12 protein-coding genes are annotated in these 13,845 nt (G+C 68.0%); 2 read left to right on the top strand and 10 right to left on the bottom strand.

Annotated elements, in window-relative coordinates; genetic code table 11:
* Nucleotides 1-9 precede the first annotated feature (9 nt).
* The 8 genes from TEF_09835 to TEF_09800 form a co-directional block, all read right to left on the bottom strand.
* Nucleotides 10-417 (bottom strand): hypothetical protein, encoded by a 408-nt coding sequence (locus tag TEF_09835; protein ANK81062.1) that lies wholly within the window; start codon nucleotides 415-417, stop codon nucleotides 10-12.
* Nucleotides 414-2,018: a 4-diphosphocytidyl-2C-methyl-D-erythritol kinase gene (locus TEF_09830; protein ID ANK81061.1), complete on the bottom strand. Its 1,605-nt coding sequence runs from the start codon at nucleotides 2,016-2,018 to the stop codon at nucleotides 414-416. Before TEF_09830 ends, TEF_09835 begins: the two co-directional genes overlap by 4 nt.
* Complete coding sequence (locus TEF_09825) at nucleotides 2,015-2,689, bottom strand: hypothetical protein (protein ANK81060.1); 675 nt, start codon at nucleotides 2,687-2,689, stop codon at nucleotides 2,015-2,017. The genes TEF_09830 and TEF_09825 overlap by 4 nt, the downstream gene beginning before the upstream one ends.
* Nucleotides 2,690-3,013: a hypothetical protein gene (locus TEF_09820; GenBank protein ANK81059.1), complete on the bottom strand. Its 324-nt coding sequence runs from the start codon at nucleotides 3,011-3,013 to the stop codon at nucleotides 2,690-2,692. It lies immediately after the preceding gene.
* Nucleotides 3,010-4,203: a VWA domain-containing protein gene (locus tag TEF_09815; protein ANK83400.1), complete on the bottom strand. Its 1,194-nt coding sequence runs from the start codon at nucleotides 4,201-4,203 to the stop codon at nucleotides 3,010-3,012. The genes TEF_09820 and TEF_09815 overlap by 4 nt, the downstream gene beginning before the upstream one ends.
* A gap of 86 nt (nucleotides 4,204-4,289) precedes the next feature.
* Nucleotides 4,290-5,216 carry an ATPase gene (locus TEF_09810; protein ANK81058.1) on the bottom strand — a complete coding sequence of 309 codons (927 nt, stop codon included), beginning with the start codon at nucleotides 5,214-5,216 and terminating at the stop codon, nucleotides 4,290-4,292.
* Between the two features lie 56 nt (nucleotides 5,217-5,272).
* The gene (locus TEF_09805; GenBank protein ID ANK81057.1) at nucleotides 5,273-5,458 is read right to left on the bottom strand and encodes a hypothetical protein; all 186 of its coding nucleotides are present in this window, start codon (nucleotides 5,456-5,458) and stop codon (nucleotides 5,273-5,275) included.
* Nucleotides 5,451-6,338 (bottom strand): oxidoreductase, encoded by an 888-nt coding sequence (locus tag TEF_09800; protein ID ANK81056.1) that lies wholly within the window; start codon nucleotides 6,336-6,338, stop codon nucleotides 5,451-5,453. The genes TEF_09805 and TEF_09800 overlap by 8 nt, the downstream gene beginning before the upstream one ends.
* Nucleotides 6,339-6,502: 164 nt before the next feature.
* On the opposite strand from TEF_09800, the gene TEF_09795 reads away from it, so the two are divergent.
* On the top strand, nucleotides 6,503-8,899 hold the full coding sequence (locus tag TEF_09795) for a hypothetical protein (GenBank protein ID ANK81055.1): 2,397 nt from the start codon (nucleotides 6,503-6,505) through the stop codon (nucleotides 8,897-8,899).
* Nucleotides 8,900-8,902: 3 nt separating this feature from the next.
* Here the strand turns inward: TEF_09795 and TEF_09790 are convergent, their stop codons facing one another.
* Together TEF_09790 and TEF_09785 are read right to left on the bottom strand one after the other, a co-directional pair.
* Nucleotides 8,903-10,096, bottom strand: a complete 1,194-nt coding sequence (locus TEF_09790; protein ANK81054.1) for a hypothetical protein — start codon at nucleotides 10,094-10,096, stop codon at nucleotides 8,903-8,905.
* A gap of 5 nt (nucleotides 10,097-10,101) precedes the next feature.
* Nucleotides 10,102-12,741, bottom strand: coding sequence for an alanine--tRNA ligase (locus TEF_09785; protein ANK83399.1), 2,640 nt, complete (start codon nucleotides 12,739-12,741; stop codon nucleotides 10,102-10,104).
* Nucleotides 12,742-12,936: 195 nt separating this feature from the next.
* Here TEF_09785 and TEF_09780 point away from each other — a divergent pair, with 195 nt between their 5' ends.
* Nucleotides 12,937-13,845: a hypothetical protein gene (locus TEF_09780; protein ANK81053.1), complete on the top strand. Its 909-nt coding sequence runs from the start codon at nucleotides 12,937-12,939 to the stop codon at nucleotides 13,843-13,845.

Here is a 13,845-nt window from a genome sequence, read left to right as displayed (position 1 = left end):
AATGTGCAATCAGCCCGTGTCTTCGGCGGCCTCGGCCACGCCCTGAAAGGGCATCAGGATGCAGACATGGCGGTTGAGATGGGGCTTCATGGGCTCGAAAAGCGCAAAAAGTTCAGGCGCTTCGCCGACATCCTTGAGAAATTTCTCGACTTCGGCCGCGACACTCGCGATCTCCTCGACGCGCCGGCCCGGCATGTGCTCGCCGACGATTGAGGCGGAGGCCTGGCAGACCAGACAGGCCCGGATTTCGTAGCCGATCTCGACCACCTTGCCGTCCTCCAGGCGCACGTCCAGCTTCAGGCGATCGCCGCAGAAGGGGTTGCGGATCTCCGCCGACCCGTCCGGGTTCTCCAGCCGTCCGGCCCCGCTGGCCCGCGCGGCCAGCTTCAGCAGTTCCGTCTGCTCCAGTTCGCTCAAGCCAGTTTCTCCAGCGCTTCTGGCGTATCCACGTCCAGAAAGATGGCGTCGTCATCCACCGCGACCTCGGCGACCATGTCCTCGTGCCGGCCGATCAGATGTTTGGCGCCCACGTCGCCGGCAATGTCCCGCACTTCGGCGAAGAACTGCCGGTCGAACAGCACGGGATTGCCCCGCTTGCCGTCCCGCGTGGGCACGCAGATGGCGCGCCCCTCGACCGGGTTGTAGGCGCTGATCAGCCGGTCGATCAGTCCCTCCCTCACCCGCGGCATGTCGCCAAGACAGACGACAACGGCCTCGCAGTCTTCCGGCGCGGCAAGCAGACCAGCGTTCAGCGAAGTGCTGAGTCCCTCCGCATAGTCCGGGTTCTCCACGAAGATGGCCTCGGGTGCGTCACCCAGCGCCTCGCGGACGCGCTCACCCTCGTGGCCTGTCACAACGATGACAGGAGACGCCTTGCTGGCGGCGATGGCGTCCCAGGCGTGGCGGACCAGCGGCTTGCCCGCGACCGTCGCCAGCAGCTTGTTCACCGCCCCCATGCGCCGCGACTGGCCGGCGGCGAGCAGGATGGCGGCCACCTTCGGCATGCGCGGGGCGGTCGAGGCGCGCTTCTCCCGGGGCGCCCCGCGCTGACCCGTGTCGACCAGCAGACCGCCGACCCCCATGGCCATGATCTCGCCCGGCCCGACTTCAAGACCGGCGGCCAGACGGTTGATTACCCAGTCGAACCCGTTTTCCTTCGGGCTTCGGGCGCAGCCCGGCGCGCCGATTACCGGCGCATCCCCGATCCGCGCCATCAGCATCAGGTTGCCCGGATCGACCGGCATGCCGTAATGGTCGATCCCGCCGCCGGCGGCGACGATCCCCGCCGGCACCACGTCGCGGCGGTCGGTGATCGCGGACGCGGAAAAGATCACGATGGGCGCGAGACCGGCCGCCGCCTGTTTCGCCACCGCCTCCGCCACCGCATCCTCATGATGGTCGATGGTGACCGCCTCGGCGACCTCGCCGCCGGTCCGTTCGAGACGCCGGCGCATCAGTTCCACGCCCTTGTCGATGACGCTCGCCTTGGTTTCCGGCAGCCTGGTCGAGATCACGCCGACGCGCCGCGCCTGGAAGGGTGCGACCCGCACCGCGCCGGTCGCCCGCTCGGTCGCGGCAGCGAGCAGATGCGCCTCGACCGCGAAAGGAATGATCTTGACCGTCGCCAGCATCTGCCCCTTCTCGACGGCCTCGTAGGGCCGGAGCGTGGCAATGGTGATCGACTCGTCGATCGAATTGATCGACGCGACGATTTCCGGATCGATGCAAACGATACCAGATACTTCCGCGTAGATATTGCAGCGGCCCGTGAACGGTGCGTTGACAGCTGCACCATCCCCGCAGGCGGCCTCGGCGATGCGTCCGGCCGCCTCGTCCTCGCTCACGTCGCCCGCTTCAAGACGCGCGGCGAGTATGTCCGGATACCCGGCCTGCGCCAGCCCGGCGATGTCCTGGCGGGTCAGCCGATGTCCCTTCTTCAGGCGGCGGCCGTCCACCGTGACCGAGTGGGCGAGGAGCGCCCCTTCCGCCTCATCGAGTGGTAGCCGGCCGAACCTCACGCCGCGCCCCGGAGCGCCGCCGTCACCTGGGCCATGACGGAGACGGCGATCTCCGCCGGCGACTTGGCGCCGATGTCGAGGCCGACGGGCGCATGGATACGGCCGATCTCGGCCTCGGAATAGCCGGCGCTCTCCATGCGCTGCACGCGCTTGGCGTGGGTCCGCGTGGAGCCCAGCGAACCGACATAGAATGCTTCCGACTTCAGCGCCGCCTGCAGCGCCGGGTCGTCCAGCTTCGGATCGTGGGTCAGCGTGACGATCGCGGTGCGGTGATCAGGCGTCAGCTCGGCCATGGCGTCGTCGGGCCATTCGTCGACGATTCGGATATCGGGAAAACGCTCCGGCGTCGCCCAGGCCTGACGGGGGTCGATGATGGTGACGGCATAGCCGGTCATCTGCGCCATGGGCGCCAGGAACTGCGCAATGTGGACTGCGCCGACGATGATCATGCGCAGCGGCGGGTTGAAGACGTTGAGGAACACCTGCCCGTCGTCGGTTTCCACCGTCGCCGGCTTGTCGGCGCGGATCGCAGCCTCGGCCTCGGCCTGAAGCGGATCGTCTCCACCCGGCCGGATCAGGCGCTGGGCGCCGCTCTCGAGCACGGTCGCCAGAACCACGGACCGCTTGGCATCGCGGTCCGCCAGCAATTCCCTGAGGATGTCGCGGTCCATCTAGCTCAGCTTCTCCACGAAGACGGAGATGCGGCCGCCGCAGGCAAGGCCCACTTCCCAGGCCTCGTCATTGGACACGCCGAACTCCAGCAGCTTCGGCGCGCCCGACTGCATGATCTGCTGCGCCTCGGCCACCACCGCGCCCTCGACGCAGCCGCCCGAGACGGAGCCGATGAAGTCGCCGCTGTCCGAGACGGCAAGCTGGCTGCCGGCCGGGCGCGGCGCGGAACCCCAGGTCGAGACCACCGTGGCCAGGGCCACCTTGCGGCCGGCGTCCTGCCAGTCCGCCGCCGTCTGCAGGATATCGCTGCGTTCCTGGTTCATGTCTGCGCCTCCGCCTCCGCCTCTGCCATGATGCCGGCGCCCGCATTGCGGCGCCGGCCGAGATCGCTCAGGGCGGCCGTCAGGTCGCCGAGACTCTGAAGATTGTGGACCGGCAGAAATTCGTCAACATGAGGCAGGATCGCCCGGATGCCGCGCGCCCTTGGCTTGAAGCCGTCATAGCGCAGGAGCGGGTTCAGCCAGATCAGCCGACGGCACGACTTGTGAAGCCGCTCCATCTCCTTCTCCAGCCCCTCGCCGGCGTCCCGGTCCAGGCCGTCAGTGATCAGCAGGACCACCGCGCCCTGCCCCAGCACCCGCCTGGACCAGTACTGGTTGAACTCGGCCAGGGTCGCCCCGATACGGGTGCCGCCGGACCAGTCCCGCACCTGATCGCCGATCCGCTCGAGCGCCAGGTCGATGTCGCGGTGCCTGAGATGGCGGCTGATGTTGGTCAGCCGCGTGCCGAAGACGAAGCTGTGGACCCGGTCCCGGTCGTTGGTCACCGCGTGCATGAAGTGCAGCATCATCCGCGAATAACGTTCCATGGAGCCGGAGATGTCGCAGAGGATGACCAGCGGTGGATGGCGCCGGACGCGGGCGCGGTGTTCCAGCTTCACGATGTCGCCGCCGGACTTCAGCGTCGAGCGGAAGGACCGGCGCATGTCGACACGGCGGCCATGGGCCTTGGGCGCGAAACGCCGCGTCTTGATGTCGGCCAGCGGCAGGCGCATGCGCTGGATCGCCTTGCGCGCCCGTTCCAGCTCCTCGGCCGTCATGTCCTCGAAGTCCTTGGCCTGCAACCGTTCCTCGTCGGAAACGGTCAGCGACATGTCGACTTCGAGTTCCTTCTTCTCGCCGACCGGCTGGTCTTCCTGCGCGCGCGCCAGCGCCTCGGCGACGCGGCGCATCGCCTTCTTCTTCTCCGCCGGCGTCTCCTCGATGTCTGGATGCACCACGGGCATCAGCAGCGACATCATCTTTTCCAGCAGCTCCGGATTGCGCCAGAAGATCTGGAACGCCTGGTCGAACAGCTCCTTCTGGTCGCGGCGCTTCACGAAGATCGCGTGCAGGGTCCAGTAGAAGTCGTCGCGCCGCCGCAGGCCGGCCGTCTCGACCGCGCGGATCGCGTCCAGCATCTGGCCCGGGCCCACCGGCAGGCCGGCGGCCCTGAGCGCGCGCGCGAAGTACATGATGTTCTCGGCGAAGCGGCCGCCGCCGGTGCTTCCGCCATCCCTCTCCGGGCCGCCGTCGCCGGCGGCGGGCGGGGTGTCGGGACTCATCCCAGCGCGGCCGCCTCGGCCTGGACCTGGCGCAGGATCCTCGCCGCCTCGCTGCCCTGCATCTTCGCAATGTCATCCTGATATTTCAGGATCACGCCAAGGGTGTTGTTCACCGTGTCGGGATCGAGGGCGATGACATCGAGTTCACTCAGCGCCTTGGTCCAGTCGATGGTTTCGGCCACGCCCGGAACCTTGAACAGGTCCATCTTCCTGAGCTCCTGGATGAAGCCGACGATCTCCCGCGTCAGCCGCTCCGGCGCGCCGGGGGCCTTGCGGGCGAGAATCTCGAGTTCGCGCTCGGCAGAGGGATAGTCGACCCAGTGATAAAGGCAGCGCCGCTTCAGCGCGTCATGGATCTCCCGGGTGCGGTTGGAGGTGATGACGACGATCGGCGGCTCGGCGGCCTTGATGGTGCCGATCTCGGGGATCGTGATCTGGTAGTCGGACAGCACCTCCAGCAGATAGGCCTCGAAGGGTTCGTCGGTGCGGTCCAGTTCGTCGATCAGCAGTACCGGGGCGGCGCCGTTCTCGCTTTCCAGCGCCTGCAGCAGCGGCCGGCGGATCAGGAACTCCTCGGTGAAGATACCCTTCGCCAGCTTCTCGCGGTCGGTCTCGCCCGCTGCCTCGGCCAGGCGGATCTCCAGCATCTGGCGGGCGTAGTTCCATTCATAGACAGCCGAAGCCGTATCCAGTCCCTCATAGCACTGCAGCCGGACCAGCTTCCGGCCCAGGCTGTGCGCCAGGACCTTGGCGATCTCGGTCTTGCCGACGCCGGCCTCGCCTTCCAGGAAGATCGGGCGGCCCATGCGCAGCGACAGGAAGGCCACGGTCGCCAGACTGCGGTCGGCGACATAATCGCCCTGGGACAGCAACTCGACGGTCGCGTCGATCGTCTCGGGCAGGGCGCGGGGCGCGTCGGACATGCGGGATTTCTCCGGTTGGCGGGTTCACCGGGACTTAGAGAGCGGGCTTCGGCCCGTCAAGCCGGCCAGCGGACCAGCAGCGTGGTGAAGATGACGAGCACGAGGACAAGCAGCACGGCCCAGGTCCACGGGCCCATGGACCGGCGGCCGCGCGCCTCACGGACGGCCCGTTCCGCGGCTTCGGCAGGCGAAGGGGCCGGAGCGCCGGTCTCCTCCTCCCCCTGCGCATCCCTGTCAGCCATAGGATTTCTGGAGCTGCCGCAGACGCCGGATCAGGCTGGAGGTATCCCAGCGGCCGCCGCCCATGGACTGGACGTCGCCGTAGAACTGGTCGACCAGACCGGCCACAGGCAGGCTCGCACCGATCCTTTTGCCTTCCTCCAGGCAGAGGCCCAGGTCCTTGCGCATCCAGTCCACGGCGAAGCCGAAATCGAACTTGTCGTCCAGCATGGTCTCGTAGCGGTTTTCCATCTGCCAGGACTGGGCGGCGCCCTTGGAGATCACGTCGATCACCGCGCGGCCGTCGAGCCCGGCCTTCTGGGCGAAGTGCAGCGCCTCCGACAGGCCCTGGACCAGCCCGGCGATGCAGATCTGGTTGACCATCTTGGTCAGCTGGCCAGCGCCGACGCCACCCAGCCGTTCGCAGGCCCGGGCGTAGCAGTCGATGGCCGGCTTCGCGGCGTCGAAATGCGCCTGATCGCCGCCGCACATCACGGTCAGTACGCCGTTTTCCGCCCCGGCCTGACCGCCCGAGACCGGTGCGTCGACGAAGCCCAGCCCCATCTCCGCGCCCTTGGCGGCAAGCTCGCGGGCGACATCCGCCGAGGCCGTGGTGTGATCGACGAAGATGGCGCCTTCCTTCATCCCTGCAAAGGCGCCGTCGGCGCCCAGCACGACGCCGCGAAGGTCGTCATCATTGCCGACACAGGCCATGACGAAATCCGCGCCTTCGGCCGCTTCCCGTGGGGTCGCCGCGCTGCGGCCCCCGTGTTTGGACTTCCACTCCCCGGCCTTGGCCGCGGTGCGGTTGTAGACACAGGTGTCGTAACCCTTCTGCTGGAGATACCCCGCCATCGGAAAACCCATGACGCCCAGTCCGATGAATGCCGCACGCTTTGCCATCGCCTGCCTGCTCCCCTGTTCGGAAATTGCTTTCGTCTTTCCTACACCGGCGCGCGGCGGGGCGCAAAGCCAAGGCTGGCCGGGGCCTTGGCTGTTGTGGCGAATCACGTTTCGCGCGATGCTTTCGGGATGCATGATAACTGCCCGCCGGGACGCCGCGCGCGATGAAATGGATCTGGCGCATATCGGGCACCCTGGTGGTGTTCGTGGCGATCGCGGTCATCGGCCTGTTCGTGGTCGGCCGCATGACCTTGCCGCAGGTCGACGGCGAAGTGGCGCTTCCCGCTCTGGAGAACGATGTCCGCATCGTGCGCGACCGCTTCGCCGTGCCGCACATCTATGCCGGCAGCCGCGAGGATACGGTTTTCGCTCTCGGCTTCGTCCACGCCCAGGACCGGCTCTGGCAGCTGGAACTGCAGCGCCGGATCGGTCAGGGCCGCCTGTCCGAGTTCGCCGGCGAGCAGACGCTGCAGACCGATATCTTCCTGCGGACCCTGGGCTTCTACCGCGCCGCGGAAGCGACCGTCCCGAATCTCGATGCCCGCACCCGGCGCCTGCTGCAGCGTTACGCCGACGGCGTGAACGCCTTCCTTGAGAACGATGACGGCCTGCTGCCGCCCGAGTTCCTGATCCTCGGCATCGAGCCCGAACCGTGGAAGCCCGCCGACTCGCTCGTCTGGCTGAAGATGATGGCGCTGGACCTGTCCGGCAACTGGACCAGCGAGGCCACACGCGCCCAGGTCGCCGAACTGCTCGGCCCCGAGCGGATGCGCCAGATCTGGCCGCCCTATCCGGCCGACGGGCCCGTGGCCCTGCCCGACCGGGCGGCTCTGGACGCCCTGCCGGGAATCGGGCCGATGATCGCCGCCGCGCAGCCCTTCCGCCGTCACGACGGCCTGGGTTCCAACAACTGGGTGGTCGACGGCAGCCGCAGCGCCACCGGCAAGCCGCTGCTGGCCAACGACCCGCATCTGGGTCTGCAGACGCCGTCGGTCTGGTACTTCGCGCACTGGGACGACGGCGAGACGGCCGCCATGGGCGCGACGCTGCCGGGACTGCCCTTCGTGGTGCTCGGCCGCAACCGCCATCTCGCCTGGGGCTTCACCAATACCGGTCCGGACACGCAGGATCTGGTGATCGAGCAGATCAACCCCGACAACCCGGCCCAGTACCGCACCGAAGCCGGCTGGGCCGACTTCGAGACCCGCGAGGAAGTGATCCGCGTCAAGGATTCGGCTGACCGCACCATCACCGTGCGCGAGACCCGCAACGGTCCCGTGCTGAACGAAGCCACGGGCCGGGTGCGCGAATTCGCGCCCGAAGACCATGTTGTAGCCCTCCGCTGGCACGTGCTGGAAGCGAACGAGATGACCGCCCGCGCCGGTCTGCGCGCCGCCGACGCCCGGACGGTGACGGAACTGCAGGAAATCATGCGCGACTTCGACGGCGCCCAGCAGAACATCGTCATCGCCGACGTCGAGGGAAACATCGGTTTCGTCGCCGCCGGCAAGGTCCCGATCCGCGCCGACCGCTCGCCATGGCAGGGCATGCTGCCGGTGCGCGGCTGGGAGGCGGAGGGCCAGCGCCTGGGCTATGTGCCCCACCGGCACCTGCCCTCGACCGTCAATCCGGAGAGCGGCTTCGTGGTCACCGCCAACAACCGGATCGTCGGCGACGATTATCCCTATTTTCTGACCAATGAATGGGCGCCGCCCTACCGCGCCCAGCGGATCACCGATCTGCTGACCGCCCGGAACGCCCATTCGGTCGAAAGCTTCAAGACGATCCAGGCCGATCAGGTCTCCCTGATGGCGCGGGAGTTCCTTCCCCTGATGCTGGCCTTCCAGCCCGCCGGCGAGCGCGCCCGGGCCGTGGTCGCGGACCTGAAGATATGGAACGGCGACATGTCGGCCGACCGGATCGAGCCGACGGTCTTCAGCGCCTGGTACCGCCAGTTCGTCCGCCAGGTCCTGATCGACGAGGGCCGGGGCGCCTTCGAGGAGTTGTGGGCGCCGCGCGTGCTGTTCATGCGCCGCGTCCTGACCGACGCGGACGGCATGAGCATATGGTGCGACGATGTGGCGACCGATGGACGCGAGACCTGCGCCGACATGCTGAGCCGGTCGCTGGACCTCGCCCTGGCCGATCTGGAGCAGCGTTTCGGGGCCGACCGCCAGAACTGGGTCTGGGGCCCGATCCACGAGGCGTTGAGCGACCACAACCCCTTCACCCACGTGCCGGTGCTGCGCGACATCTTCGATATCCGCACGCCCGTGGGCGGCGACAGCTTCACCGTCAACGTCGCCCATTCCACGATGCGCCGGGAGCGCGATCCGTTCACCACCAACAGCGCGGCGTCGATGCGGGCGATCTACGATCTCGACGACCTCGATCGCTCCCTCTACATCCACTCGACCGGGCAGTCGGGCAATGTGTTGTCCGGTCATTACAGCGGCTTCGTCGACCGCTGGCGGCGCGTCGACTACATCCCGATGTCGATGCGGCCCGAGGATATCGAGCCCGGCGCCATCGGCGTGCTGCGGCTGGTGCCCGGCAGATAGGCCTCAGGCGGCGCCGTGGTCCGCGTCGGCCAGCGGCGTGCCCATCCGCTCCTCCGCCACCTCGGCCAGGCGCGCGCCAAGATGGGGATGGCGGTTGATCAGCGGATTGAGGTCGCGCAGGTCCAGCGCCATGACCAGGCACTGGGACGAGGCGATGGCCATGAGATCGTCCTCGACGCGCTTCGACGTCGCCGTCTCGCCGAAGAAATCACCGTCCTCCAGGTGGAAGTCGCGCTTGCCGATCTCCAGATCGACGTCGCCGACGGCGAGGAAATAGAGACTCTCGACCGGCTCGCCCCGCCGCACGATGACCGCCCCGACATCGTAGCGGATGGCCCGCATCTGCCGCGTGAGACGGGCCGTCTCGCTGGGCGGCAGCTTCTCGAACAGGGCTATGCGCTCCACCATGGAGCGGGTAACCACGAACTCGCGGCGCTTGACCTCCTGGGTGAAGCCTGTCGCCAGAATACCGATGGGCAGCGCGAACATGCCCAGCCCCAGCAGCATGACGATGCCGCCGATCATCTTGCCCACCAGGGTCACCGGCACGATGTCGCCATAGCCAACGGTAGTCAGCGTCGCCAGACCCCACCACATCGCCGCCGGGATCGAGCCGAAACGCTCCGGCTGGGCATGGCGCTCCGCGTAGTACATGCCCGTCGAGGCGACGATCAGCAGACCGAGCATGATCAGCAGCGCGGCCACGAGGGCGCGCCTTTCGTCGTAGACGACACGCTGCATTGTCATCATCGCCGCCGAGTAGCGCATCAGCTTCAGGAAGCGGAGAAGCCGCAGCACCCGCAACACCCGCAGATCGAGGCCCAGCAGGAAGGCGAGATAGAACGGCAGGATCGCCAGCAGATCGATCAGCGCAAAGAAGCTGACGGCATAACGCAGACGGCTGCCAACCGGGCCATACTGGCGGAAGGATGCGTGTTCCGGCGCGACCCAGATGCGCAGGACGTACTCGACGGTGAAAATCACCACGGAGACGATCTCGAAGACGTGGAACCCGGCCGCGAAGTCGTCGTGGATCGACGGCACCGTCTCCAGCACCACTGCGGCGATGTTGAGCGCGATCAGGCCGATCAGGAACCAGTCGAACGCCTGGCTGGGCTGGTCGCCGGGCGCGGCTTCCTCGACAATCTCGAAGGCGCGCCGCCGGGCGGTGAACTTGGCGTCGCCCCTTCGGCCCATGCGCGTCAGCCCGCCAGCGCCGCCTCGACGGCCGACAGGGCCTGGGCGGCCTGCGACCCGTCGGGTCCGCCTCCCTGGGCCATGTCGGGGCGGCCGCCGCCGCCCTTGCCGCCGATGGCGCCGACGCCGGCGCGCACCAGGGCCACGGCGTCGGCCCGGTCGGTCAGATCCTCCGTGACGCCCACGACCAGAGCGGCCTTGCCGTCATTGACGCCGACCACGGCATAGACGCCGGAGCCGCCCGCCTTCATCGCATCGACCATGCCCTTCAGATCCTTCGCCGGCACGCCCTCGGCGACCTGGCCGACGAAGCGGATGCCGTTGATCTCCCTTGCCGCAGGGCCGGCCTGACCGCCGCCGCCGAGCGCCGCCTTGCGGCGCGCTTCGACGAGCTCGCGCTCCAGCCTGCGCCGCTCCTCGACAAGCTGGGCGACGCGTGCCGGCGCGTCCTGCGGCGTGGTCTTCAGCGCCCCGGCGATGGTGCGGAGCGTCTGCTCCTGCCCGCCGAGCCAGTCGAGCGCCGCCTGCCCGGTCATCGCCTCGATGCGCCGCACGCCCGCGGCAACCGCCCCTTCGCCGACGATATGGAAGGCGCCGATATCGCCGGTGCGGCGGACATGCGTGCCGCCGCAGAGCTCGGTCGAGAATTCCGGCGCATCGCCGCCGCCCATGGAGACGACGCGGACCTCGTCACCGTATTTCTCGCCGAACAGCGCCAGCGCGCCCGCCTCGACCGCCTCGTCCGGGGCCATCAGCCGCGTCACGACCTCGCCATTGCCGCGGATCATGCGGTTGACCTCGACCTCGACGTCGGCCCGCTCCGCCTCGGTCATCGGCTTGGGATGGGAGATGTCGAAGCGCAGCCGGTCCGGCGCCACCAGCGAACCCTTCTGCACCACATGATCGCCCAGCCGGCGCCGGAGCGCCTTGTGCAGCAGATGGGTGGCCGAATGGTTGGCGCGCAGGCGGTCCCGCCGCTCCCGGTCGATCGCGGCGGTCACCGTATCGCCGACACGGACCTCGCCGCCCTCGACACGGCCGACATGGACATGCACGTCGCCGACCCGCTTCTGGGTATCGGAGACGCGGATCACGCCGCCGCCGGCCAGGCGGATCTCGCCGGAATCACCCATCTGGCCGCCGGATTCGCCGTAGAAGGGCGTCTGGTTCAGCACCACCATGACGTCGTCGCCGTCGCCGGCGCGTTCGACCGGCTCGCCGCCGGCGACCAGCGCCTGGACCTGCGCCTCGCCCACGTCGGAGGTGTAGCCCAGGAACTCGCTGGCCCCGACCTTCTCCCGGATGTCGAACCAGATCGCCTCGGTGGCCTGTTCGCCGGAGCCCGCCCAGCTCCGCCGCGCCTCGGCGCGCTGACGCTCCATGGCGGACCGGAAGCCTTCGGTGTCCACGCCGCGTCCCTGGTTGCGCAGGATGTCCTGGGTCAGATCGAGGGGGAAGCCGAAGGTGTCGTAGAGGCGGAAGGCGACCTCGCCGGAGAGCGCCTGTTTCCCGCCCAGCTTCGCCGTCTCCTCCTCCAGCAGCTTGAGGCCGCGGTCGAGGGTCTGCTTGAAGCGCCCCTCCTCCAGTTTCAGCGTCTCGGTGATCAGCGCCTCGGCGCGGACGAGCTCGCCGAAGGTGGCGCCCATCATGCGCACCAGTTCCGGCACCAGGCGGTACATGTGCGGATCCTGGCAGCCCAGCATGTGGGCATGGCGCATGCCTCGGCGCATGATCCGGCGCAGCACGTAGCCGCGCCCCTCGTTGGAGGGCAGCACGCCGTCGGCGATCAGGAAGGCGCTGGCGCGCAGATGATCGGCAATGACCCGGTGATGGACCGCACCCCCGCCGTCGGGCTCCGTGTTCGAGAAATGCGCCGACTGCTCGATCAGGTTGCGCAGCAGATCGGTGGCGTAGTTGTCGTGTGTGCCGTTCAGCGTCGCGGTCACGCGCTCCAGCCCCATGCCGGTGTCGATCGAGGGGCGCGGCAGGTCGATCCGCTCGCCGTCGCTCCGCTGGTCGAACTGCATGAAGACCAGGTTCCAGATCTCGATGAAGCGGTCGCCATCCTCGTCCGCACTGCCGGGCGGCCCGCCGGGCACGCCCTCGCCGTGGTCGAAGAAGATCTCCGAACACGGTCCGCACGGCCCGGTATCGCCCATCGACCAGAAATTGTCCGACGTCGCGATGCGAATGATCCTTTCGTCGGGCAGCCCCGCGATCCTGCGCCAGAGATCGGCGGCCTGATCGTCGTCGGCGTAGACGGTGACCAGCAGACGATCCTTCGCCAGGCCGAACTCCTCGGTCACCAGCTTCCAGGCCAGATCGATCGCCAGGTCCTTGAAATAGTCGCCGAAGGAGAAATTCCCCAGCATCTCGAAGAACGTATGATGCCGCGCCGTGTAGCCGACATTGTCCAGGTCGTTGTGCTTGCCGCCGGCGCGGACGCATTTCTGCGAGGTCACGGCCCGGTTGTAGTCGCGCTTCTCCTGGCCGGTGAAGACGTTCTTGAACTGCACCATGCCCGCATTGGTGAACATCAGGGTCGGATCCTGATGCGGCACCAGGGGCGAAGACGCCACATGCTCGTGCCCGTTCGCCTTGAAGAAATCGACGAAGGCTTTGCGAATTTCGTTGCCGCCCGGCACGGTCACCTCTTTCTAACGTCTTGTTTTTTCGACAAAAACACTGTTGAACAAGCGCTGTAATCTGGTCCCGCCGCGCATGGGTGTCAAGCGCGCGCGCCCTCGCCCGCCCGCCAGCCGGCTTAACCCTTATTTAGCGCCATGGCCTCTAGGTTCCGCTGGTAATCAAGTACTGACCGAGACCGAACAGCCAGCGCGATGCCGAAAGCCGCATTCCGGACGAGACTGAAGGCGTGGTGGGAGGGCTATGACCTCTCCGAGAAGCCGTCCGAAAAGCGCGTGACCCAACGCGCCGCTGAGCCCCGCTATACGCGCACCTGCCGGTTCTCGCCCGCGGTGGACACCACGCACCTGCTGTTCGGCGACGCCCGCACCCTGCCGCTGGCCCCCGACCCCCTCGCCGCCCTGCCGGCGCCGCTGGACATCGGCCCGGGCGCGGTGGTGCTGCTGCTCGGCGCCGAGACCGGCGGTCCGGCCGTGGCCCTTGCCGGCCCTCGCGGCTTCCAGCTCAGCGTGCTGGAGCCCGACCGTCAGAACCTCTCGGTCTGCCAGGAGATCCTGCGCGACGAGAAGCTGTTCGAGAAGGTCAAGACCGGGCCGGTGGACCTGGACAACGTGGAGTTGTCCAGCGCGCGCTACCATGTGGTCGTCTCGCGGCTGCTGCTGCATGGCGTCGCCAACCGCCACGGCATCTACCGCAAGCTGGAGCGCACGCTGCGCCGCGGCGGCCAGGCAATCTTCACCCACTATGTCGCCGCCGACAACGCCGACATCGAATCGGTCGAGCAGGAGATGATCTCCCGCCTGGAGCCCCAGAAGCCGACGCTGCTCATCGAGCGCGACGAAACCCGGCGGCTGACCGAATCCGGCCTGCGCGTCTTCGCGGTCGAGGACGCCACCGAGCGCTGCATCGACCGGGCCTCCGCCGCCTTCGGACGCTGGCAGGCCACGGTCGAGCGCATTGCGCAGTATCAGGAACAGGCCCGCATGCTGCAGGAACTCGTGAACATCGTCGAGCACTGGCAGACGCGGCTGAAGCTGATGCAGAACGGCGAGATCCGCGTCCTGCGCATCCAGGCCGCGAAGATGGAGAACGAGCTGCTCTGA

It is taken from the genome of Rhizobiales bacterium NRL2 (assembly GCA_001664005.1).
Lineage (GTDB): Bacteria > Pseudomonadota > Alphaproteobacteria > Minwuiales > Minwuiaceae > Minwuia.
The sequence above is the reverse complement of the archived record's forward strand: the minus strand, read 5'-3'. Positions and strand labels throughout refer to the sequence as shown.

Bases quoted from the DNA above. Each gene is read 5' to 3' on its own strand.
- TEF_09805 (ANK81057.1), bottom strand. From the start codon at position 5,458: ATGGCTGACAGGGATGCGCAGGGGGAGGAGGAGACCGGCGCTCCGGCC.
- TEF_09800 (ANK81056.1), bottom strand. From the start codon at position 6,338: ATGGCAAAGCGTGCGGCATTCATCGGACTGGGCGTCATGGGTTTTCCG.
- TEF_09815 (ANK83400.1), bottom strand. From the start codon at position 4,203: ATGTACTTCGCGCGCGCGCTCAGGGCCGCCGGCCTGCCGGTGGGCCCG.
- TEF_09810 (ANK81058.1), bottom strand. From the start codon at position 5,216: ATGTCCGACGCGCCCCGCGCCCTGCCCGAGACGATCGACGCGACCGTC.
- TEF_09780 (ANK81053.1), top strand. From the start codon at position 12,937: ATGCCGAAAGCCGCATTCCGGACGAGACTGAAGGCGTGGTGGGAGGGC.
- TEF_09795 (ANK81055.1), top strand. From the start codon at position 6,503: ATGAAATGGATCTGGCGCATATCGGGCACCCTGGTGGTGTTCGTGGCG.
- TEF_09825 (ANK81060.1), bottom strand. From the start codon at position 2,689: ATGGACCGCGACATCCTCAGGGAATTGCTGGCGGACCGCGATGCCAAG.
- TEF_09820 (ANK81059.1), bottom strand. From the start codon at position 3,013: ATGAACCAGGAACGCAGCGATATCCTGCAGACGGCGGCGGACTGGCAG.
- TEF_09790 (ANK81054.1), bottom strand. From the start codon at position 10,096: ATGGGCCGAAGGGGCGACGCCAAGTTCACCGCCCGGCGGCGCGCCTTC.